Origin of the sequence: Massilia eburnea, assembly GCF_050709955.1 — a bacterium.
GTDB lineage: Bacteria > Pseudomonadota > Gammaproteobacteria > Burkholderiales > Burkholderiaceae_D > Rugamonas > Rugamonas eburnea_A.
The window spans coordinates 144,921-165,356 of the sequence record NZ_JBNZFX010000036.1 but is presented as its reverse complement, the minus strand read 5'-3'; the positions used below and the strand labels follow the sequence as shown (position 1 = coordinate 165,356).

Below are 20,436 nucleotides of genomic sequence, written 5' to 3'. Positions count from 1 at the left end.
CCGTCAGCACCAGGCTGAAGGCGACAGTGGCACGGCTGGCCACTTCATTGAAGTTCCAGCGTTCCCAGGTCACCAGACCGGTCAAGCGGAACACCCCGGCGTACCACTCCGTATCCATGGGCTTGCGCCAGGCGCTGGAACGGCAAGAGATCCAGCGCGGCGCAGGCGCCCCGCTGCCAGCATGCCCGCCGCCAGCAGCGGCACGATGCGGCGCGGGTCGTCGCTGGCCAGGTAAAGCAAGGCAAACAGCAAAGTCCCCAGCGTCATCAAAGGATGGATGACCAGCGACAGGGGGCAACAGTGGGCACCAGCCAGCGCCATTTGCCGCGCAGCAGGCAAGCGATGGCAAATATGCCCCAGCGCCTCGGCAAAAATGCGCGGCGTCAGGTAGGGCTCGGCCAGCGAGATCGCCATGATCGGGTCGTAATCACTCGGCAGCAGCAGCAGCAGCCACGCCAGCCCCACCCACAGCATCGCGCCGCGCAGCAGGCCCGACAGCAGATACCAGGCGGCCGCCAGCCACAGTACGCTGCCCAGGGTGTGCAACAGGTGCGAGCCCGCATCCAGGCCCAGGGCCAGGATAAAGACGCTGTACAAGGGGGCTGAACAGGGTGAACGCATCCTGCGACCCGAACATGAAGTACAGGTCGTGCTCGAACTGGCCTGGATTCAGCAGGCGCAAGGCTTGCGCCGCATACAGCCGGGGCATCATGCCAGATGCCGGCCCACGGCCGGGGCATACAGCCAGACGGCCAGCAAGGCCAGCAGCATCACACTCTGGCGCGCCCCCCCAGCGCGGCGCCAGTTGCACGGGCGCCGCCAGTGGCAGGGGCGCTGCCGGCGCCGCCGCCGGCAGCGGCAACGCCTGCGTCATGCAGCTTTCTTCTCTTCGTGGTACTCGTCGTCGATGTTAACGTCCCACAGCGCGTCTTTCGACACGTCGCCGGAGGCGATGGCTTCCGCCGCCAGTTTGGCGGTGAGCATCGAATGGTCCTGGTTGTTATAAGCGGTGCATGCCGTTGCGGCCGACCAGGAACAAGTTGCCGATGGTGTCGGTATAGCGGCGCACTACGTCGAACTGGTCGTAAGTACCAAAGTAAGCCGGATAAGCCTTCGGCACACGCACCACCGTACCGTCCAGCACCTTGGTGCCGGTCAGCATGCCGATCTTGGCCAGTTCGCCGGCGCCGAACGTGATCAGTTCCTGGTCATTCATCTGCCACAGGTCGTCGTCCTCGTTGCAGAAGTACTCCAGGCCCATCCACATGGTGTCCTCATCCTTGACCAGGTGCGGGCTCCAGTTGTTGAAGATCTGCAGGCGGCCGATGCGCACATCCTTTTCCTGGATGTAGATCCAGTTGTCGGGCAAGGCTTCGCCATTGGTGGTCAGCACATCCGACTTGCGTACCAGCAGGCCGACGGTCAGGAAGTCACGGTACATCAGGCCGTCGGCCACCTTGCGCACTTCGGCCGGCACCTCATTCATGCCCTTGATCAGCTCACGCACCGGCATGGTCGATACCGCGTGTGCGCATTCCAGGCGGAACTGGGCCCCGGTATTGCGGTCGCTGCCGCTCACGGCCACCACCTTGCCATCCTTGGTTTCCACGCCGGTGACGGCCTGGTTGTAGCGGATTTCGCCCACCGCCCTCGGTGATCAGGCGCGCCACCTCCTGCCACATCTGGCCAGGGCCGAATTTCGGATAGAGGAATTGTTCGATCAGGCTGGTCTCGGTGCCCTTTTGCGACACCCCACCCTTGCTCTTGAAGACCTGCTTGACCGCATGCCACAGCGCCTTGCTGATGTTCAGTCCCTTGATGCGCTGGGCGCCCCAGTCGGCGCTGATCTGGTCGCACGGGATGCCCCACACCTTGTGGGTGTAATCCTTGAAGAAGGTTTCGTACAACTCGCGGCCGAAACGGTTGATCATGAAATCTTCCAGGTTCTTTTCCGGCCTGCGCGGGGAACATCATGATCCAGCCGTAAGTCACCGCTACCTTGGTCAGGCGCCACAGCCCCAGCTTGCTGGCGGTGGCGGCATTCATCTTGATCGGGTAGTCGAAGAGAAGCGGCGCAGGAAGAAGATGCGCGACAGGCGGCGAACGCACCAGCATGCGACGGTCGTCGTCGCTCTCGTGCGCAGTGCCGGCCACCTGGACCGAGGTTTTCTTGTTCTGGTAGGTCAGGTCGAGCGAGGGCATTGGCCGCCGCGTCGATCGGCAGGATGTCCTGCCACCAGTTCATGACCCAGTCGGATTTGGAAAAGAAGCGGTGGCCGCCCAGATCCATGCGATTGCCATTATGGCAAACAGTGCGGGAAATCCCGCCCACTTCCCCGCTTGCCTCCAGCACGATCGGTCGAACGTTGCTGTTCCGGATTAATTCCAGGGCCGCAGTCAGGCCTGCGGGACCGGCGCCGATAATCACGGCTTGTTGCTGCCCCCATACAACTTTTCCTTCAAGTCAATTCATATAAGAAAAGCCACTGCCCAGAAAACAGGCAGTGGCTTTCAGAATTTTACCTTGTGGAAATTATTAATGCTACAACTGGATGTTCAATTGTGGCGCGCGACGCATCAGACGTAGCCGTAGCCGCGTGGCCATGGCGGCGGCAGCCAGCGGCAGCAGGGCGAAGACATGAATCTCTGTCATCAAGGTCTTGCGCACCGAACGGATTTCCACCTCTTCCGGAGCGAAGCCGGCGTCCGCCGCTTGCGCCTTGCGCCAGCGCAGGAAGCTGCGGGTCGGCTTGATCGACAGCAGGCCGATGATGGCGAACAGCACCACCTTGGTCCAGAACACATGGTTATGCAGGTAGAAATCGGAACCCTTGGCGCCGAAGAATACGCGCAGGAAGCCGATCGCCACCAGCGACATCGACATCACGCCCAGCGCGATGTCGTACTTGGCCGCCAGCTGCACGGCCGGCGGCTGCATGCCCGGGCGCACCAGCACCAGCTGGGCCGTGATGGCCGCCGCAATGCCGAAGGCCAGCAGGTGGTGCACGATCGCGAGCAGCAAGTCGACCATCACCGTGCTCCTCAGGCGCGTTCCGACACAGCGTCCACCACGCACAGCGCCGTCATGTTGACGATGCGGCGCACGGTGGCGGACGGCGTCAGGATGTGCACCGGGGCGGCGCAGCCGAGCAGGATCGGTCCGATCGCGATGCCGTTGCCGGCTGCGGTCTTGACCAGGTTGTAGGCGATGTTGGCGGCGTCGATGTTCGGCATCACCAGCAGGTTGGCGTCCTGCTTCAGGGTGGTGGTCGGCAGCAGCTTGTGGCGGAACTTGGTGTCGAGCGCGGTATCACCGTGCATTTCGCCGTCCACTTCCAGTTCCGGCGCGCGCTGGCGCACCAGTTCCAGCGCGGCGCGCATCTTCTGCGCCGATTCGCTGTTGGAAGAACCGAAGTTCGAATGCGACAGCAGGGCCGCGCGCGGCACCAGGCCGAAGCGCTTCATTTCTTCCGCGGCCATGATGGTGATGGCGGCCACTTCGTTGGCGTTCGGGTTCTCGTTGACGTGGGTGTCGACCATGCACAGCTGGCGCTCAGGCAGCACCAGGATGTTCATCGCCGCGTACACGCAGGCGCCGGGGCGCTTGCCCAGCACTTGGTCGATGTAGTGCAGGTGCAGCTGGGTGGTGCCGAAGGTGCCGCAGATCATGCCGTCGGCATCGCCCTTCTTGATCATCATGGCGCCGATCAGCGAGTGGCGGCGGCGCATTTCCAGCTTGGCGTATTCCTGCGTCACGCCCTTGCGCGCGGTCAGCTCGTAGTATGCCTGCCAGTATTCGCGGTAGCGCTCGTCGAAGTCTGGGTTGATCACGTCGTAGTCGACGCCCTGCTTCAGGCGCAGGCCGAACTTCTGCACGCGCGCATCCAGCACGGCCGGGCGGCCCACCAGGATCGGGCGCGCCAGCTTCTCGTCGACCACCACCTGCACCGCGCGCAGGATGCGCTCTTCTTCGCCCTCGGCGTAGACGATGCGCTTCATTTCCGGCGGCGCCTTCTTGGCCACCGAGAACACCGGCTTCATGAAGGTGCCGGAACGGTAGACGAATTGCTGCAGGCTGTCGGCATAGGCCTCCAGGTCCTTGATCGGGCGCGTCGCCACGCCGGAATCTTCGGCCGCCTTGGCCACGGCCGGCGCGATCTTGGTCAGCAGGCGCGGGTCGAACGGCATCGGGATCAGGTATTCCGGGCCGAAGGCCAGGTTGGCGATGCCGTACGTGGTGGCGACGATGTCCGACTGCTCGGCGTGGGCCAGGTCGGCGATCGCGTGCACCACGGCGATTTCCATTTCGCGCGTGATGGTGCTGGCGCCGCTATCGAGCGCGCCGCGGAAGATGTAGGGGAAGCACAGCACGTTGTTGACCTGGTTCGGGTAGTCCGAACGGCCGGTGCAGATGATGGCGTCGCCGCGCACCGCTTTCACGTCTTCCGGCAGGATTTCCGGGTTCGGGTTGGCCAGCGCCAGGATCAGCGGGTTAGGCGCCATCGCCTTGACCATATCCTGTTTCAGCACGCCGCCGGCAGACAGGCCGAGGAAGATGTCGGCGCCGGAAATGCATTCGGCCAGGGTGCGGTGCGGGGTCTCGCGCGCGAAACGCTCCTTGTCCGGGTCCATCAGCTCGGCGCGGCCCTTATACACCACGCCGGCCAGGTCGGTAACCAGGATGTTCTCGATCGGGAAGCCGAGGTCGACGATCAGGTCGAGGCAGGCCAGTGCCGCCGCGCCCGCGCCGGACACCACCAGCTTGACGTTCTTGATGTCCTTGCCGATGTATTTCAGGCCGTTCAGGATGGCCGCGCCGACGATGATGGCGGTGCCGTGCTGGTCGTCGTGGAACACCGGGATCTTCATCTTCTCGCGCAGCTGGCGCTCGATGTAGAAGCACTCTGGCGCCTTGATGTCTTCCAGGTTGATGCCGCCGAAGGTCGGCTCCAGCGAGGCGATGATGTCGACCAGCTTGTCCGGGTCTTGCTCGTTGATCTCGATGTCGAACACGTCGATGCCGGCGAACTTCTTGAACAGCACGCCTTTGCCTTCCATCACCGGCTTGGAGGCCAGCGGTCCGATATTGCCCAGGCCCAGCACGGCGGTACCGTTCGAAATCACGGCCACCAGGTTGCCGCGCGCGGTGTACTTGTAGGAATTGGCCGGGTCGATGACGATTTCTTCGCAAGGCGCCGCCACGCCCGGAGAGTAGGCCAGTGCCAGGTCGCGCTGGTTGGTCAGTTGCTTGGTGGGGGAAACGCTGATCTTGCCTGGCTTGGGGCACTCATGGTACTCAAGCGCGGCAGCGCGCAGTTGTTGACGAAGTTCTTCTTTCTTGTCAGATCCCGAATCCATGCTGTACTGCCCCTTCTATCCTGTGTCCGAAAGCTTCCGATTCTAGCAGATAGAGTGGTTGCTCTAACGTAGGTATTTTTACCAATGCCGAATTTTCATCGGTTTCAATTGCCATTCAATCAAGAATCATCCTTGGTGGGGCGATTTTTCTGCACAACAAGTTAATAAACTGTCGTCCGGGCGACAATGCTGACTTGCGGCACGAAACCTTAAAATCTTGTTGCGCCAAATCGTATTTGCTTGGAATTTTCGGCGAAAGCAACTTTACATATAGCATTTTCCTGCATAGACTGGGTTTACTGGCACTTAACGGAAGGAAAACACCATGCGCAATGCAATCTGGCATTCCTGGTCCCGACTGTCCGGCGTCCTGTTCCCTGCGACCGCCGTCGCCCTGTTCTTCACCCCGCAAGATTCCGGTTATGTTGCCTTATTGGCAACGGCCGCCCTCGCTTCCGGCGGCACCTGGATTTACTTGCGCGATAAGCCAACTAAGGACGAAGCCGGGGTGCCCCGCTAGAATGGCGGGATGCTTTCCGAATTCGACCTGATAAAAAAATACTTCGTGCGTCCCTTGCCGGGCCGCGCAGCACTTGGCATCGGCGACGATTGCGCCCTGCTGGTCCCATCGCCGGGAATGCAGACTGCCATTTCCTCCGACATGCTGGTCGAGGGGCGGCATTTCTTTGCCGGCGAAGATCCGCAGCGTCTCGGCCATAAAAGCTTGGCGGTCAACCTGTCCGACCTGGCCGCCATGGGCGCCCGCCCGGTGGCTTTCACGCTGGCGCTGGCCTTGCCGGCCGCCGAGCGCTCCTGGCTGGAGGGTTTTTCGCGCGGCCTGTTCGCGCTGGCCGATGCGCATGGCTGTGAGCTGATCGGGGGCGACACCACCAAGGGCCCGCTGAACATCTGCATCACCGTGTTTGGCGAAGTGGCGCCAGGGCGCGCCCTGCGCCGCAGCGCCGCCCGTCCTGGCGACGATGTGTGGGTGTCCGGCACCCTGGGCGATGCGCGCCTGGCCCTGGCCGGCTACCTCGGTGAACTGACACTGCCGGCCGACGCGCAGGCAGCCGCCGGTACGCGCATGCATACGCCGACGCCGCGTGTGGCGCTGGGCGAAATGCTGGCAAAGCGCTGCCTGGCGCATGCCGCCATCGACATTTCCGACGGCCTGGTGGGCGACCTTGGCCACATCCTCGACAAATCCCGCGTGGGTGCCACCTTGAATGCCGACGCGCTGCCGGCCGGTCCGGTGCTGGCCACCCAGCCGCAAGCCCTGCGCCGCGCTTTCACTGCAGCTGGCGGCGACGACTACGAGATCTGCTTCACCGCGCCAGCGTCGGCACGCGAAGCGATCCTCGCCGCGGGGGCCGAATGCGGCACGGCAGTCACCCGCATCGGCCGCATCGAGGACGCCGCCGGCTTGCGCTGGACCGACGCCACGGGAGCACCACTGGCACTCGATCTGTCCAGCTTCGACCACTTCACCACCTGATCCATGACCTTCCGTGAACGTTGCGAGCGCCTCGACACCGAGGCATTGCTGGAGCACCTGCGCCTTGACCTGCGCGACGACGCCAAAGCTATCGTGTTGCAGCTGCTGGCCGCACGAGGCATAGCGCCCGCCACAATTGAGCAGGTGCTGGCCGAGCAGGCAGCCCATGATGCCGAAGCATTCGCGCAGCACGAACGCATGGCCAGCCTGGGCGAGCGCATGCTGGCCTTCGGCATCGACTTCGCGGCCTGGCTGCTGGTGGGCGGCCTGCTGATCGGAACCCGCGATGGGGAGGCCTCCACTGGCGCGGAAGCTTTTTTCGAAATCCTGAGCTGGACCTACCTGCTGCTGCGGGATGCCGTCCCTGGACTGAGTCTTGGCAAGCGCCTGCTCAGGTTGCGCGTGGTCCACATTCCGGGCGAGCGCCCGGTGACGCTGGTCGGCTCGGCACTGCGCAACCTTTCCCATCTCATCCTGGTCATCGACGCCCTGTTCATGCTGGGCGAACGCCGCATGCGGCTGGGTGACCGCCTGGCGCGCACTATCGTGCTGCGGGCAGCGGCAATTGACGCAGGTACTCGCCTGGCGGCTGGCCCACCAGGGCAGTAAATTCCTTGATGAAGTGGGCCTGGTCGTAATAGCCCAGGTCCAGCGCGAGTTGCGCAAGTTGCGGTGCGGCGCCGGCCTGCAACTGGGCCACGGCTTCGTGCATGCGGTAGCGCTTGATCACCCATTTCGGCCCGACGCCGACGTATTGCTGGAACAGGCGCTGCAAGGCACGCTTGTTGACGCCGGCCTGCTCGGCCAGGGCGTCCACCGTCAGCAGCGCTGGATCGCCGGCAATCGCTGCCACCAGCGCGGCCGCGTGCTCTGCGTCTGCGTCGCGCGGCGGCAGGCGAGCCAGCAGGAAGGCTTGCGCTGCCGCGGCCATGGCGTCCGGCGCGGCCGCTGCGGCACAGGCGCGCACCTGTCGCGCCAGCGCGTCGCCATCCGCGCCAAACAACAGCGCCAACACGATGCGCTGGTCGGCAATGTCGGCGACGGCACGGCCCAGGAAAGGGCGGAATCCGCCCGGCCTGAACTTGATCCCGAACGCAAAGCCCTGCCCTGCCAGCAGCTTGCTATAGCGCGCCGTATGCACGCCGTACACGCCGTCGCTATCGTGCTCGATCACCAGGTGCACATTCGGGTGCGGCAGCGTTTCCTGCTGCTGCGGCGGGTGGCCCTGCATGTCCCAGCCAACGAACCAGTAATGCTCGACCAAACCAGCCAATTGCGCGCACGGCGCCAGCCGTTCGTGGCGAAATGTACCCGTCGCAAAATGCGGCACCAGGACGCCGCGCGGTTCAGTTTCGATTTGTCGCGTTTTTCCAATCATCAGGCGCAGGAGACTAACATACTGGCCGGCATGAAAACACTAATCCCATTACTATTCGCATTCGCCGCTGCTGCGGCCAACGCAGGAGACAAACCCATGCAAATCGAAGGCAGCTTCGAGGTCAAACTCACACCCCAACCAGCAGCCGAAGGCCAGACCTGGGGCCGGCAATCCATCACCAAGACTTTCCAGGGTGCGCTGGATGGCACCAGCCGCGGCGAGATGCTGGCCGCAGGCACCGCCGTCAAAGGCTCCGCCGGTTACGTCGCGATGGAGCAGGTTAGCGCCACGCTGGAGGGTCGCAAAGGCACGTTCTTCCTGCAGCACTTTGGACTGATGGACAAAGGCACGCCAACGCTGAAGGTCAGCGTGATTCCCGACTCCGCCACCGGCGAGCTCACCGGCCTGCAAGGCACAATGACCATCGACATCACCGGCGGCCAGCACCGTTACACCTTCACCTACAACCTGCCGCCCCGCTGAACTGTCATGAAGTGGTCATAACCGGAGACTACTATCCTGCCTGTCTCCACATTCATACCACTCTCCCATGAATGTTTTTAGCCGCCCTTCACGGGCGGCTTTTTTTCATCCGATGCAGCGATCCCCTGTGCCATGGCGCGCCTCAATGCCTCGCTCAGCTTGCGGCCGATGGTGTCCTGCACGACGAGCAAATCCTGCGCCGGGCTGTCATAGGTATCGGACCAGACGATAAAGCCACTGTCGGCCCGCATCAGCCGGGCGGAAACCCGCAGCGTGCTACCGGACTTTCTTACACTGCCGTCAACCACATAATCGACGGCCAGCCGCTTGGCAACCTCGCCAACCGGGGTGCCGCTGCCCTTGAACTGGAACGAAACCGACAGCGCTGGCACTTTGAAGCCCGGTACTTTGCTCAGCCGCCCAATCAATTCTTCGGCAATCCCATCTGCAAAAATCTCGTGGCTCATGTCTTCAGTAAAATCGAGGAAAGGCAGCACGGCAACCGTATGTTCGACGGGCGCACCCATGGCGCGCCAAAGCAGCGCCCCCGTCATCAACAAGAAACTGCAGGCCAGCAGGGCCAGCCGACCGCGCCCACGCCTGGCCGCGGGTGCAGCCTGGGCGGCGACCGGCGACATCGGGACTGCTGGGGGCGCTGGAGACACGGCGCAGGCATCAACAGCCGCAACCAGCCGATACCCCTTGCGCGGGACGGTAACAATATAGGGCGACGTCTTGGGATCGTCGCCCAACAAGCGGCGCAGGGATGCAATGGCTTGGTAGACCGAGTCCGGCGTGACGATCACCCCGGGCCAGACTTCGGCCAGCAGATCGTCAGCGCTGACCACCTTCCCGGCCCGGCCAGCCAGGCATAACAGCAGGCGCAAGGTGCGCGGTTCCAGCCGAACCGTCTTATCACCTTGCGTCATCTGGCCCAGCTCCGGATCGACAGTCCAGGCACCGACACGTATTTTTTCCACGCTTTCGTGCTCCATCCAAGCCTTTGATTTTTCATGAGAATTCGCGATTCTACCAGCGTATTCAGGCGAACTTCAGGCAACTTTCAGGTCTCTTTCAGGACTTTTGGCGCCCTGAGCGTCATCGTACGCACTCCAAAACCAAGCACTGGAGCCAGACATGTCTCGTATCGCAATCAGCTTATCAATATGTGTATGTATGGCGGCACGCGCCGCCGACCAGACGCCAGGTCCGTGGCGCGAGCATAGCCCGGGAGTCCTATTGCAGGCCCCTGCGCACCTGCTCTGGACGCAAGGCGACAGCCGCCAGGAATTGGCGTGGAGCGAAGCCCGCTCATATTGTGCCTCGATCGGGCCCGGCTGGCGCCTACCCCTTATCGCTGAATTGACCGCAGTCGCGGCAACGGCTGTGCGGGATGGCGAGCGCGTCGCCTGCGGCGATGCAGTCTGCCAGGCGACGCCGCTATTTCAGCTGAACGGCGCCTGGTTCTGGAGCGACGTGCCGGTTGCCAAGAGCGAGGACAGCGAGTCCGAAAGGCTGGCATGGGGCGTCACCCTAGCCGGCGGTCGTCCGACCATGGCCTTCCGCAAAGCGTCTTACGGCAGCCGCGCCCTGTGCGTTCGTAGTGCATAACCCTCCAGGAGAGACCAATGAAATCAGTTCTTTTCGCCCTGTTCATGCTTGCCAACTTTTCCGCCAAGGCGTCGGAAGTGCTGAAAATAGATGCCTTGCACAGCGCGGTCGTCTTCAGTTGGAACCATTTCGGCTTTTCCAATCCGCTCGCGCGCTTCGAGCAAATCGAAGGGGAACTGCGCCTGGATACAAAGGCGCTGGACAAATCGAACGTATCGGTCAGCCTGGCAGTGGAAGGCGTGCGCACCGGCGTTCCATCCCTGGACAAACGACTGAAAGCGCCGGAATTCTTCGACGCTGCCGCACACCCGTCGATCACATTCAAAAGCACCGGCGTGGAATTGCTGGCACACGACCGGCTCCGGATTACCGGCGAGCTGTCCATGCGCGGCGTGACGCGCCCGGTAGTATTGAGCGCAAAACTCAACAAGATACAGGCCGAGGGCGACAAGCTGGGCCGGGCCGGTTTCGATGCCGAAGCCACGCTGCGACGCTCGGACTTTGGACTAGACCGCTATGTCCCCGCCGTGAGCGACGAAATCGGCGTGCGCATTACGCTGGAAGCCTTCGCGGACAGCTAAGCAGCCATCATCCCGTCAGGGCGGTGTGGTCTTCGCCCGGTTCGCCGGCGCGGCGGCCGCTGCCATGCATCAGCCAATAGTGGTGGAAGGCCAGGCGGATGTTGTCGCGCAGCTGGGTGTCGTCCCACGGCTTGGTGTAGAAGCGGTAGATCGCACCGCGGTTGATCGAGTCCAGCACCGCTTCCAGCCCGGTGTAGCCGGACAGGATGATGCGGATGGTGTCCGGGTACATCTCCTTGACCTTGGCCAGGAATTCGGTGCCGCTCAGGATCGGCATGCGCTGGTCGCACACGATCACCTGCACCGGATACAGCGCCAGCAGGTCGAAGCCTTCGTCCGGCGTCACCGCAGTGAGGATGCGGTAGCCGTCGCGGCGGAACAGGCGGTGCAGCGAGGACAGCACGTTGACATCGTCATCCACCAGCAGCAGCGTTTGCGGCGGTTCGGCCGCCATGTTCGGGTCGGGCGGCAGGCTCTTGCCTGATTCGGCCAGGGCGCCCATTTCCGCTGCCGGCAAGGGGCGGCTGAAGAAGTAACCCTGAATCTCGTCGCAGCGGTTGCGGCGCAGGTACTCGAGCTGCGGCCGCGTCTCGACGCCTTCCGCAATCACGCGCAGCTTGAGGCTGTGCGCCATGCTGATGATGGCCAGCGCAATCGCCGCGTCGTTGGGATTGGTGGTGATGTCGCGCACGAAGGCGATGTCGATCTTCAGCTTGTCGATCGGGAAGCGCTGCAGGTAGGCCAGCGAAGAATAGCCGGTGCCGAAATCGTCGATCGCCACCTTGATGCCCAGCTCCTTGAGCGCCGTCAGCACCTGGATGGTGCGCTCGGCGTTCGACATCAAGGCGGTTTCCGTCAATTCCAGTTCCAGCAATTCCGCGGGGACCTGGTGCCGCTCCAGCGCTTGCCGGACGTCGCTCTCCAGGTCGCCTTCCACGAACTGGCGGCTGGCCACGTTGACCGCCACATGCACGCCGCCTACCGGCGTGCGCAGCCAGGTCGCGATCTGGCGGCAGGCGGCATCCAGGATCCAGCTGCCGACACGCACGATCAGGCCGGTATCTTCCAGCACGCTGACAAATTCGGCCGGATAGACCAGCCCATAGCCCGGGCGGTTCCAGCGCAGCAGCGCTTCCGCCCCGCTGATACGGCCCGTGGTCAGGTTGACCTTGGGCTGGTAATGCAGTTCCAGTTCGTTGTTGTCCAAGGCGCGGCGCAGCGCCATTTCCAGGTCGAGGCGCGCCAGCACCTGCACGTTCATGCCGGCCGTGAAGAAGCGGTAGCCGTCGCCGCCGGCGTCCTTGGCACGCTCCATCGCGGTGTTGGCATATTTGACCAGCGTCTCGGGATCGTTGGCGTCGTCCGGATACATTGCGATGCCGATGGAGGCGGTCAGCGTGGCCTGGTGATCGTCCAGGTCGAACGGCGAACGCAGGGCTTCGCGTACTTCGTTCGCCACCAGCACGGCGTCCTGCTGGTCGCGCGTCATGGTCAGGATCAGCGCAAACTCGTCGCCCCCCAGGCGGCCCACCGTGTCGCGCAGGCGTACGCATTGCACCAGGCGGTTGGAAAATTCATGCAGCAACTGGTCGCCCATGGCCGCGCCCATCGAGTCGTTGACCTTGCGGAAGCGGTCCAGCCCGATAAACAGCACCACGATGCGCCACTCCTTGTCCTGCGCCAGCTCGATCGATTCACCCAGGGTCTGGAAGAACAGGGTGCGGTTCGGCAGGCCGGTCAGGCGGTCGTAGTGCGCCATGTGGCGCAGGCGCTCTTCGGCCAGGCGGCGCTCGGTGACATCGCGCGCCACGCAAATCAGGGTGCGGTGCGCCGACTCGCCCTCGCTTTGCAGCAGCCAGTAGACTTCCACCGGCACGGCCGCGCCATCGCTGCGCAGCAGTTCTATTTCCGTCAGCTCCGGCGCGCGGTGCGGGGCATTCAGCGCCTGGCCGGCGCGTTCCGCCTGTGCCGACAGGGTTTCGCGGCTGCCCAATCCGAGCCGGCCCGGTTCCAGCGACAGCAGTTGCGGACGCGGATGGCCCAGCATGCGGCAGGCGCCCTCATTGACGTCCACCAGCGCCAGCGTGCTGGTGTCGATCAGGAAGATGGCGTCGGCCGTGGCGTCCATCGCGCTGCGGAAGCGCTGCAGGTCGGCAGTACGGGCGCGCACGGTCTGCTCCAGCACCTCGTTGTAGTCGCGCGCCTGCTGGTGCAGCAGGCGTACTTCCAGCATATTGTTGATGCGCGTAAGGACTTCGACCGGGTCGAATGGCTTGCTGATGAAGTCGCGCGCACCGGCGTCGAGCGCAGGCAGCTTCTGGTCCGGCTGCGCCGTCACCACCAGCACCGGCAGGTATTCCGGCTCCAGCGGCTTGAGCGCCTCCATCACCTCGAAGCCGCTCATGCCGGGCATGTGCAGGTCGAGAATGATCAGGTCATAGCGGTGCTCTTCATGCCAGGGCGCCACCACGCGCGGGTCGGTGGTGGAACTGACGTTCACGTAAGCGCTGGTCTGCAGCAGGTATTCCAGCAGTTGCACGTTGACCGGCTGGTCATCCACTATCAGGACTTTGGCATTCAGGATATCGTCGCGGCTGATCACTTGGACGTACTCCCTTCTTCCTCCCTGCGAGCCAGGAAGGCCATGGTGCTGTTAATCGCTTCGGTGAACTCGTCGATGTTGATCGGCTTGATCAGGTAGCGGAAGAAACCGGCCGCCAGGCCTTTTTCAACGTCGCGCGGCATAGCATTGGCGGTCAGGGCGATGACGGGAATCTGTGCGGTGCGCGGGTCGGTGGCCAACAGCTTGACGGCGTCGATACCATTCAGGCCAGGCAGGTTGATGTCCATCAGGATGATGTCCGGCTGGTGGGCACGTGCAAGTTCGATGCCGAGGTGGCCGTCCGGCGCGGAAATCAGTTTCAGGTCGGGCCGGAAGCTGATGATTTCCTCCACCAGTTTGAGGTTGGCCGGATTGTCTTCCACGTACAGGACGGTAGCCGGCTCGCCTGCCGCGTGCCGGTGCGGCTGCGCCGGGCGTTCGGCACTGAAGTCCACGCGCGAAGGCGTCGGTTCGGTCGATTCCAGTTCGATCCAGAACATGCTGCCCACGCCCTGGCTGCTGGTCACGCCGATGGTGCCGCCCATCAGCTCCACCAGGCGCTTGGTGACCACCAGGCCAATCCCGGTACCCTCTTCCGCCCCGCTTTCCTGTCCCAGGCGGTTGAAAGGCTGGAACAGCTGCTTGACCTGCTCCGGCCTGAGGCCCATGCCGGTATCCTGCACCGAGACCCGCACCAGGTTTGGCCCGCTCGGGCTGCAATCGACCACCACGGCGCCGCCATCGCGGTTGTACTTGATGGCGTTGGACAGCAGGTTAAGCAGGATCTGCTTGAGGCGGGTGCGGTCGGCCGTGACGTTGGCTGCGCAACCGTCCGGGAACAGCAGGCGGATGCCGCGCACGCTCGCCAGCGGCGCCACCATGCCCTCGCATTCGAGCAGGATCTCGTTGAGTGCGACCGGTTCCAGCGACAGCGCCACGGCGCCCGATTCGATCTTGGCCAGGTCGAGGATTTCGTTGATCAGGGTAAGCAGGTGGCGGCCGGACTTCAGGATATGGTTGGCGAATTCGCGCTTCTGCACCAGCGTGGAGGGCAGCTTTTCAGAAGTCAGGATTTGCGCGAAGCCGAGGATGGCATTCAGCGGCGTGCGCAGCTCATGGCTCATGGAGGAGAGGAACGCCGACTTGGCCTGGTTGGCGCTCTTCGCCTCCTGCATCGCCATGGCCAGTTCGCTGTTGGCCTGCTCGAGCTGCAGCGTGCGTTCATGCACGCGCTGCTCCAGTTCCTCGTTCAGGCGCATGACTTCCTGCTGCGCCTTGCTGCGCTGCTCCGCCTCGCGCGCGATTTCGCTGTTGGAGGTTTCCAGCTCGCGCGTGCGGCTTTCGATCTCGCTCAGCATCTTGTTGAAGGAGTCGGCCAGTTCGGCCACTTCGTCATTGCTGGTGCCCGGCGCGCGGCGCGAGTAGTCGCCGGTCGCCATCACTTCGCGCGCCACGTCCGCAATCGCCAGCACCGGCTGCGTGACCACCTTGTTCAAGGGCCGCATCAACAGGTAGGCAATGCCCATCGCCAGGAAGGTGGCGATGATCGCGATCATCACGTAGTCGCCGAAGCGCCCCAGAAGTTCATAGTCCGACTGCAGGTAGACGGTGCCCAGCAACTCGCCGTTATCGCGGATGCGCCGGAACAGCATCATCTTGCCGTCTTCGAACGCCACGCCCTCGGCCTGCGGCGCGGCAGGAACGCTGATATCCTTTCCCGGCGCCACGTAGGTGGCGAACAGTTGGCCGCGCGCATTGTAGATGGCGCCTGCATTGACTCTCGGGCGCAGGCGCAGCAAGGCCAGGTTTTCCTTGGCCAGGCGCGGGTCGTCAAAGGTCAGCGCGGGCGCACTCATATGCCCCAGCAACTCGGCCTGGGTGGTCATGTCGGAACTCAGCGACTGGTGGTAGGCGCGCAAGTCATACGCGATGATGGTGCCGAGCGAGACCAGCAAGGCCACCAGCGTAACCAGCATCACCACGCCGAGCAGCTTTTGCGGCAGGGAGCGGCGGCGCGCAATCATCCCGCCACCTGCTGCACGCGAAGAGCGGCCGACAGCATGCGCGCGCTGATTTTCAGGCGCGCCACGGCCGCATGCTTCAGGGAGACTTCAAAGCGCAGCCTTTCGTCGGCGATGACGAAGTTGATCATGCTGCCCATGCCGAAGGTTTCGTCGCCATCGGTGACGGTCAATACCGGCTGGCCGCGGCTGGCGGCCAGCAGTTCCTGCGCCAGCAGCTTGTCATGCGCCGGGATGAACAGGATGTGGATGCCGGCCAGGCTGTCGCCGCGCTTGACGCGCCTGACCTGCAGCGGACGGCCGTTGGCGGTGTGGCCGGCCACGGTCTGTTCCAGCTGCTCGGCCAGCGGGTCGGCGCCGGCCACGCCGATCACGATCGGCGCATCCGGACGGGCAAAGCTGCCGTCGGGCCATTCGACGAAGCCAGCAAATTTGTAGAGGTAGGCTGCCTTGACCTGGCGCTCCAGGCTGGAGCCCGATTGGGCATGGGCGAGCAGGGGCCACAGCGCAGCCAACAGCAGCGCCACCCAGAAAACGGGACGTCTTCCTTGGAGAGTCCTCACCGCCGTGCCTCGCGAACAGGGGATTGGGGGCATTCTATCGCTGAGTACCGAGCAGTGGCGCAAATATTGGTTTGTCGCACCACAAAAGCCTTCCCAGGCTTGCAAGTTAGTCGTGACGCCACATTATTGCGGTGCAGCGTGGTCAATCTGCACAGCAGCGCGCTAGAATGGACTCAAACGCTTTTGTTTGCTAAAGGAGCCACAAGTGAGTACAGACATCAACGAACTGGCCGCCCAAGTGGGTAAGGCCCTGCAAGACAAAGGCTTGCTGTTGGCAACCGCGGAATCCTGTACCGGTGGCGGCATCTCGACGGCGATTACCGACATTGCCGGTTCCACCGGCTGGTTCGATTGCGGCTTCGTGTGTTATTCGAATGCTTCCAAGACCGAGATGCTGGAAGTGCCGGCCGCCATGATGGCGCAATTCGGTTCCGTCAGCGAAGAAGTGGCAGCCGTTATGGCGCAGGGCGCACTCGGCTCCAGCAATGCCCACGTGGCGGTATCGGTGACCGGCATCGCCGGCCCTACCGGTGCGGTACCGGGCAAGCCGGTTGGCACCGTGTGTTTTGGCTGGGCCAACGCCGATACCGTGCACACCGAACGCCTGGTATTCTCCGGCGACCGCCAGGCGGTGCGCACACAGACCATCGAGCATTCGCTGAAAGGCCTGCTGCGCTTTATCAATTGAGTTAGCTAAGCGAGCAGGCGGCTGCGGCGCTCCGCAGCGGCCGGCTCGAACAGGGTCAGCCCGGCGATAGCTCGGCTGATCGCCACATACAGGTAGCGCCGTTCCTCCGCGTATTCATCGCCATTGCGGGTGGCGCGCGGGAACTGGCCTTCCTCCATATACGGCAGCAGCACCTGCTGCCATTCCCGTCCCTTTGCCGACTGCACGGTGGCCAGCGCCAGCGCCTTGCCCGCGCCACCGCGCGCCGTGGGCTTGCCGCGCGTTGCCACCTGGCGGCGGCGCAGTTCTTCCAGGAAGGCCGGCGCCTTCGCGTCGCCTTGGCGCTGTGCGAAATCCATGAAGGCACCCAAGGTGCGCAGCACGGAGTCGGCGTGGGCGCGCTTGACAAAGGTGCGGCGGGTGGCGGCGGGCAAGTCGAGGCCCGTGCTGGCAAGTTCAAGCAATTGCGCAGCGCTGGCCGTTGCGGACTGCGCCTTCATCTGCGCCAGCACCTCGGCCAGGCGCTGTTTCCAACGGCGGGTGGCGCCGCTGTCGTAATGCTGCTCGGCGCACAGCAGGCCGCTGAACATGAACTCCAGCGTTTCCGGGTCGCGCACCACGGCGTCTTTCTGCTGCTGGTAGGCGTCGCCGGAGCCGTACATGGCGTGGCTGGACTCGTAATCGCGACGGTCGCCGGAAACGGCGAAATAGGTTTGCAGGCCGTCCACCATCAGTTCGCAGCTTTCCTTGTCCGCCTTCAGCGTGCTGTAGTCGCCGCTGGCCACGTGCAGCAGCGCGCGCAGGGCCATGATTTCCGGGCGCTTGAGGTAGGACGCGAAACCGTCGCAGTTATAAGGCAGGCCGGCATCGAGCAGTGCGTTCTCGATTTCAACGCTCTGGTCGACTTCGCGCAGGATAATCGCCAGGTCCGGGCCCAGCGCCAGCTCTTTCGCCTTGGCGACGACGGCGTGGGCGCAAGCTTGCCGGTCGGTGTGCTCGTATTCAACGTGGCGCACTTCGGAATAGGTGTCCGGATGCGATTCGAAGCCGCATTTCGGCAAGGCCCGCTCCAGCAGTTTTTTCAGCGATACGCCGCAACGGCGCGACTGCGACAGTGGCAGGCGCTCCGCATTGGGGAAGGCCAGCTCGAAGCCGCCGCCAGAGAAGCGCGGATCGGCGCCGCGCTCGGCATTGATGACCTGGTGGCGATCGCCCACCACCACCAGCCGCGCGTTGCGGCGGAACAGCTGCAGCAGCTCGAATTCGGCGGCATTCACGTCATGCCATTCGTCGACCAGCAGCAGGCTGGCTTGCGGCATATCATGCACCGCTTCCGGGAAGCGGCGCAGGATGGACACCAGGTCGGTCGCGTAATCGACCGGCGCCTGCCACAGGATATGGCCGGCCTGCGGCTGGCGGCGGCGCTCGAACTCATGGAAGATTTCCACGATCTCGCGGTCTTCCAGCTGGAATTCGTTGCACAACTCGTCGAAGGTGAAGTCGTCGAAGACTTCATCCTCGAAGCGCAGCGTCGCCAGGGTGGCCTTCATCTGCGCCAGCAACTGCAGCATCACTTCCACCCGCTGGGTACTGCGTTCGAAGTCGAAATCGAATTCCGTATAGCGGCCTTCGTGGCGCTGCCAGATCGTGTTGGCGGCCGCCACCAGCATGGGACGCATCTGCTCCAGGCTCGACCAGCGCTCCGGCAGGTCCAGCCAATTGCCATGTTCCGCGATGCGCGTGAGCTGTGAGCGGGCCAGCGCTTCCACCGTCAACACCTGCACTTTGCGTTCAGGGCACTCCAGCGCCAGCTTCTCGTAGAAGCGCTGGCGCGCGCCTTCCGAGAAACACAAGCCCAGCACCACGCCCGGTTCCTGTGCCGCCAGCATGGACAGCGTGGTAGTCTTGCCTGTCCCGGCGCGCGCCTCGATCATCAAGGTCTGGGCACGGGACTTCAGGATCGCTTCCTGCTCGCTGGATGGTGAAACTCGCATGCCTGTTCAAATGGTGCCAATGAAAACACGCATTCTACCTTGGCTGGCCGCCGCAGCCGCCTTCTCGGCCCCGGCCGCCGGACATGCAGCGCGGCCCCTGACGGTATACGCCGCTGGCGACATCGCCGACTGCCGCTATAACCGCGCCGCCGACTCCGGCGCCGCCGGAACCGCCGCCCTCATCGCCCAAGGCGACCCGCAGGCCCTGATCCTCACTCTGGGCGACCACACTTACCCGAATGGCGCCCCCGCCGAATTCAGCGACTGCTACGCCCCCACCTGGGGCCAATTCAAATCCCGCACCCGCCCCACGCCCGGCAACCACGAATACACCAGCGGCAAAGCCACCGGCTATTTCGAGTACTTCGGCGAACTGGCCGGCCCTGCCGGCCGCGGTTATTACAGTTTCGACAAGGGCGGCTGGCACTTCCTTTCCTTAAACAGCGACCTCAAAACCGCCGATCACCAGCGCCAGCTCCTGTGGCTGAAAGACGACCTGGCCACAAGCAAGGCGCGCTGCACCCTCGCCTACTGGCACGCGCCCATGTATAGTTCTGGCGGACACACCCCGACCAGCAAGATGCAGGACATCTGGCGCGCGCTGCACGCGGCCGGCGTCGAGCTGGTCCTGTCGGGGCATGACCACGACTACGAGCGCCTGGCGCCGATGGATGCCGACGCGCAGCCCGATGCCGCGCGTGGCGTACGCCAGTTCGTGGTCGGCACCGGCGGCGCCATGCTGACGCCCTTCCTCTGGCTGAATGAGCAGAGCGAAGCGCGCTCCAACTGGCGCACCGGGGTGCTGAAACTGGTTTTGAAGGAAAACAGCTACGAATGGGAGTTCCTGCCGGTCCAACCAAAGCCGGCACCGGAGCGCCCGCAGCAGGAGGCCCGTGACAGCGGCACGGCCAACTGCCACTGATAACAGGAGCATCAATGCAAAACACGGTTCACTTCGTCCTGCAGGGCAAGGGCGGTATCGGCAAGACGTACGTATCGACCATTCTCGCGCAATGGCTGCAGACCAAGAGCGAGACCCCGCTGCGCTGCTACGACACCGACCAGGAAAACACCACCTTCTCGCGCTACAAGGCGCTGGACGTGAAGCATGTGCCGGTAATGACCGAATCGCGCACCATCGACCCCAAGCGCTTCGACGCTTTGATGATCGATATCCTGGAAACGGACGGCAACTGCGTGATCGACAACGGCGCCAACACCTTCTCGCCGCTGATGGCCTACCTGATTGAGAACGACTGCTTCAACCTGCTGGAAGAATCTGGCCGCAAGGTGTACATCCACACCATCGTCGGCGGCGGCGATACGCTGCACGATACGGCGATGGGTTTCGTGACCACGGCCAAGTCGACCCAGGTGCCGCTGGTGCTGTGGGAGAACGAGCATTTCGGGCTGCTGCAATCGGCATCCGGCAAATCGTTCCTCGAATCGCAGACCTACTCCGACAACTCGCAGCGCGTGCGCGGCCGCATCGTCCTGAGCGCGCGCAATGCCGACACCTTCGGCGCCGACGTGAAGAAGATGAACACCGGCCGCCTGACGGTGGACGAGGTGAAGGCCAGCGACAAGTTCAATGTGATGGAGAAGCAGCGCATCAAGGTCGTGTTCCGCGACCTGTTCGAACAACTCGACCTGGTGAACTGGTAATGGCCCTCGACCCGCAGA

Annotated in this window: 20 protein-coding genes; 9 read left to right on the top strand and 11 right to left on the bottom strand. The window is 63.6% G+C overall.

The window, feature by feature from the left end:
* Positions 1–81: 81 nt before the first annotated feature.
* The 5 genes from ACQ4MM_RS23030 to ACQ4MM_RS23010 form a co-directional block, all read right to left on the bottom strand.
* The gene (locus tag ACQ4MM_RS23030) at positions 82–597 is read right to left on the bottom strand and encodes a hypothetical protein (RefSeq protein WP_431479548.1); all 516 of its coding nucleotides are present in this window, start codon (positions 595–597) and stop codon (positions 82–84) included.
* Positions 598–1,000: 403 nt separating this feature from the next.
* Entirely contained in the window at positions 1,001–1,645 is a 645-nt protein-coding gene (locus ACQ4MM_RS23025) for a hypothetical protein (RefSeq protein ID WP_431479547.1), read from the bottom strand.
* Between the two features lie 282 nt (positions 1,646–1,927).
* Positions 1,928–2,428 (bottom strand): NAD(P)-binding protein, encoded by a 501-nt coding sequence (locus tag ACQ4MM_RS23020; protein ID WP_431479546.1) that lies wholly within the window; start codon positions 2,426–2,428, stop codon positions 1,928–1,930.
* A 114-nt stretch (positions 2,429–2,542) separates the two neighbouring features.
* Positions 2,543–3,031, bottom strand: coding sequence for a DUF2214 family protein (locus tag ACQ4MM_RS23015; protein WP_431479545.1), 489 nt, complete (start codon positions 3,029–3,031; stop codon positions 2,543–2,545).
* An 11-nt stretch (positions 3,032–3,042) separates the two neighbouring features.
* Positions 3,043–5,358: an NADP-dependent malic enzyme gene (locus ACQ4MM_RS23010; protein ID WP_431479544.1), complete on the bottom strand. Its 2,316-nt coding sequence runs from the start codon at positions 5,356–5,358 to the stop codon at positions 3,043–3,045.
* Positions 5,359–5,683: 325 nt separating this feature from the next.
* Here ACQ4MM_RS23010 and ACQ4MM_RS23005 point away from each other — a divergent pair, with 325 nt between their 5' ends.
* Genes ACQ4MM_RS23005 through ACQ4MM_RS22995 form a run of 3 tightly spaced genes read left to right on the top strand, consistent with a single transcriptional unit; the run spans position 5,684 to position 7,462 of the window.
* Entirely contained in the window at positions 5,684–5,878 is a 195-nt protein-coding gene (locus ACQ4MM_RS23005) for a hypothetical protein (protein ID WP_431479543.1), read from the top strand.
* A 9-nt stretch (positions 5,879–5,887) separates the two neighbouring features.
* Entirely contained in the window at positions 5,888–6,853 is a 966-nt protein-coding gene (thiL, locus tag ACQ4MM_RS23000) for a thiamine-phosphate kinase (RefSeq protein WP_431479542.1), read from the top strand.
* Positions 6,854–6,856: 3 nt separating this feature from the next.
* Complete coding sequence (locus ACQ4MM_RS22995) at positions 6,857–7,462, top strand: RDD family protein (RefSeq protein ID WP_431479541.1); 606 nt, start codon at positions 6,857–6,859, stop codon at positions 7,460–7,462.
* Here ACQ4MM_RS22995 and ACQ4MM_RS22990 read toward each other — a convergent pair.
* Entirely contained in the window at positions 7,395–8,183 is a 789-nt protein-coding gene (locus ACQ4MM_RS22990; protein WP_431479540.1) for a DUF6597 domain-containing transcriptional factor, read from the bottom strand. The genes ACQ4MM_RS22995 and ACQ4MM_RS22990 overlap by 68 nt on opposite strands.
* Before the next feature lie 144 nt (positions 8,184–8,327).
* On the opposite strand from ACQ4MM_RS22990, the gene ACQ4MM_RS22985 reads away from it, so the two are divergent.
* Entirely contained in the window at positions 8,328–8,714 is a 387-nt protein-coding gene (locus tag ACQ4MM_RS22985) for a DUF3224 domain-containing protein (protein WP_431479539.1), read from the top strand.
* Between the two features lie 77 nt (positions 8,715–8,791).
* Here ACQ4MM_RS22985 and ACQ4MM_RS22980 read toward each other — a convergent pair whose 3' ends face one another.
* Positions 8,792–9,709: a winged helix-turn-helix domain-containing protein gene (locus tag ACQ4MM_RS22980; protein ID WP_431479538.1), complete on the bottom strand. Its 918-nt coding sequence runs from the start codon at positions 9,707–9,709 to the stop codon at positions 8,792–8,794.
* Between the two features lie 181 nt (positions 9,710–9,890).
* On the opposite strand from ACQ4MM_RS22980, the gene ACQ4MM_RS22975 reads away from it, so the two are divergent.
* Positions 9,891–10,325 (top strand): DUF1566 domain-containing protein, encoded by a 435-nt coding sequence (locus ACQ4MM_RS22975; RefSeq protein WP_431479537.1) that lies wholly within the window; start codon positions 9,891–9,893, stop codon positions 10,323–10,325.
* Positions 10,326–10,342: 17 nt separating this feature from the next.
* Entirely contained in the window at positions 10,343–10,906 is a 564-nt protein-coding gene (locus ACQ4MM_RS22970; RefSeq protein WP_431479536.1) for a YceI family protein, read from the top strand.
* A gap of 7 nt (positions 10,907–10,913) precedes the next feature.
* Here the strand turns inward: ACQ4MM_RS22970 and ACQ4MM_RS22965 are convergent, their stop codons facing one another.
* From ACQ4MM_RS22965 to ACQ4MM_RS22955, 3 genes are read right to left on the bottom strand one after another with little or no spacing between them, the layout of a single operon-like run.
* Positions 10,914–13,508, bottom strand: coding sequence for an EAL domain-containing protein (locus ACQ4MM_RS22965; protein WP_431479535.1), 2,595 nt, complete (start codon positions 13,506–13,508; stop codon positions 10,914–10,916).
* Positions 13,505–15,532 carry an ATP-binding protein gene (locus ACQ4MM_RS22960; RefSeq protein ID WP_431479534.1) on the bottom strand — a complete coding sequence of 676 codons (2,028 nt, stop codon included), beginning with the start codon at positions 15,530–15,532 and terminating at the stop codon, positions 13,505–13,507. The genes ACQ4MM_RS22965 and ACQ4MM_RS22960 overlap by 4 nt, the downstream gene beginning before the upstream one ends.
* Positions 15,529–16,092: a YfiR family protein gene (locus ACQ4MM_RS22955; protein WP_431479533.1), complete on the bottom strand. Its 564-nt coding sequence runs from the start codon at positions 16,090–16,092 to the stop codon at positions 15,529–15,531. Before ACQ4MM_RS22955 ends, ACQ4MM_RS22960 begins: the two co-directional genes overlap by 4 nt.
* Before the next feature lie 205 nt (positions 16,093–16,297).
* Here ACQ4MM_RS22955 and ACQ4MM_RS22950 point away from each other — a divergent pair, with 205 nt between their 5' ends.
* Complete coding sequence (locus ACQ4MM_RS22950; RefSeq protein WP_431479532.1) at positions 16,298–16,780, top strand: CinA family protein; 483 nt, start codon at positions 16,298–16,300, stop codon at positions 16,778–16,780.
* A 5-nt stretch (positions 16,781–16,785) separates the two neighbouring features.
* Here ACQ4MM_RS22950 and ACQ4MM_RS22945 read toward each other — a convergent pair whose 3' ends face one another.
* A complete protein-coding gene (locus tag ACQ4MM_RS22945; protein ID WP_431479531.1) occupies positions 16,786–18,753 on the bottom strand; it encodes a 3'-5' exonuclease in 1,968 nt (655 codons plus the stop codon).
* Between the two features lie 19 nt (positions 18,754–18,772).
* Between ACQ4MM_RS22945 and ACQ4MM_RS22940 the strand changes: the two genes are divergently transcribed.
* Both ACQ4MM_RS22940 and ACQ4MM_RS22935 read left to right on the top strand, forming a co-directional pair.
* The gene (locus ACQ4MM_RS22940) at positions 18,773–19,675 is read left to right on the top strand and encodes a metallophosphoesterase family protein (RefSeq protein WP_431479530.1); all 903 of its coding nucleotides are present in this window, start codon (positions 18,773–18,775) and stop codon (positions 19,673–19,675) included.
* A gap of 14 nt (positions 19,676–19,689) precedes the next feature.
* Positions 19,690–20,418: a hypothetical protein gene (locus ACQ4MM_RS22935; RefSeq protein ID WP_090435485.1), complete on the top strand. Its 729-nt coding sequence runs from the start codon at positions 19,690–19,692 to the stop codon at positions 20,416–20,418.
* Positions 20,419–20,436 lie beyond the last annotated feature (18 nt).

Excerpts from the sequence above, each read along its gene's own strand:
- thiL (WP_431479542.1), top strand. The coding sequence starts at position 5,888 with ATGCTTTCCGAATTCGACCTGATAAAAAAATACTTCGTGCGTCCCTTG.
- ACQ4MM_RS22985 (WP_431479539.1), top strand. The coding sequence starts at position 8,328 with ATGCAAATCGAAGGCAGCTTCGAGGTCAAACTCACACCCCAACCAGCA.
- ACQ4MM_RS22975 (WP_431479537.1), top strand. The coding sequence starts at position 9,891 with ATGGCGGCACGCGCCGCCGACCAGACGCCAGGTCCGTGGCGCGAGCAT.
- ACQ4MM_RS23005 (WP_431479543.1), top strand. The coding sequence starts at position 5,684 with ATGCGCAATGCAATCTGGCATTCCTGGTCCCGACTGTCCGGCGTCCTG.
- ACQ4MM_RS23010 (WP_431479544.1), bottom strand. The coding sequence starts at position 5,358 with ATGGATTCGGGATCTGACAAGAAAGAAGAACTTCGTCAACAACTGCGC.
- ACQ4MM_RS22995 (WP_431479541.1), top strand. The coding sequence starts at position 6,857 with ATGACCTTCCGTGAACGTTGCGAGCGCCTCGACACCGAGGCATTGCTG.
- ACQ4MM_RS22980 (WP_431479538.1), bottom strand. The coding sequence starts at position 9,709 with ATGGAGCACGAAAGCGTGGAAAAAATACGTGTCGGTGCCTGGACTGTC.
- ACQ4MM_RS22940 (WP_431479530.1), top strand. The coding sequence starts at position 18,773 with ATGAAAACACGCATTCTACCTTGGCTGGCCGCCGCAGCCGCCTTCTCG.
- ACQ4MM_RS23015 (WP_431479545.1), bottom strand. The coding sequence starts at position 3,031 with ATGGTCGACTTGCTGCTCGCGATCGTGCACCACCTGCTGGCCTTCGGC.
- ACQ4MM_RS22935 (WP_090435485.1), top strand. The coding sequence starts at position 19,690 with ATGCAAAACACGGTTCACTTCGTCCTGCAGGGCAAGGGCGGTATCGGC.
- ACQ4MM_RS22960 (WP_431479534.1), bottom strand. The coding sequence starts at position 15,532 with ATGATTGCGCGCCGCCGCTCCCTGCCGCAAAAGCTGCTCGGCGTGGTG.
- ACQ4MM_RS22970 (WP_431479536.1), top strand. The coding sequence starts at position 10,343 with ATGAAATCAGTTCTTTTCGCCCTGTTCATGCTTGCCAACTTTTCCGCC.
- ACQ4MM_RS22945 (WP_431479531.1), bottom strand. The coding sequence starts at position 18,753 with ATGCGAGTTTCACCATCCAGCGAGCAGGAAGCGATCCTGAAGTCCCGT.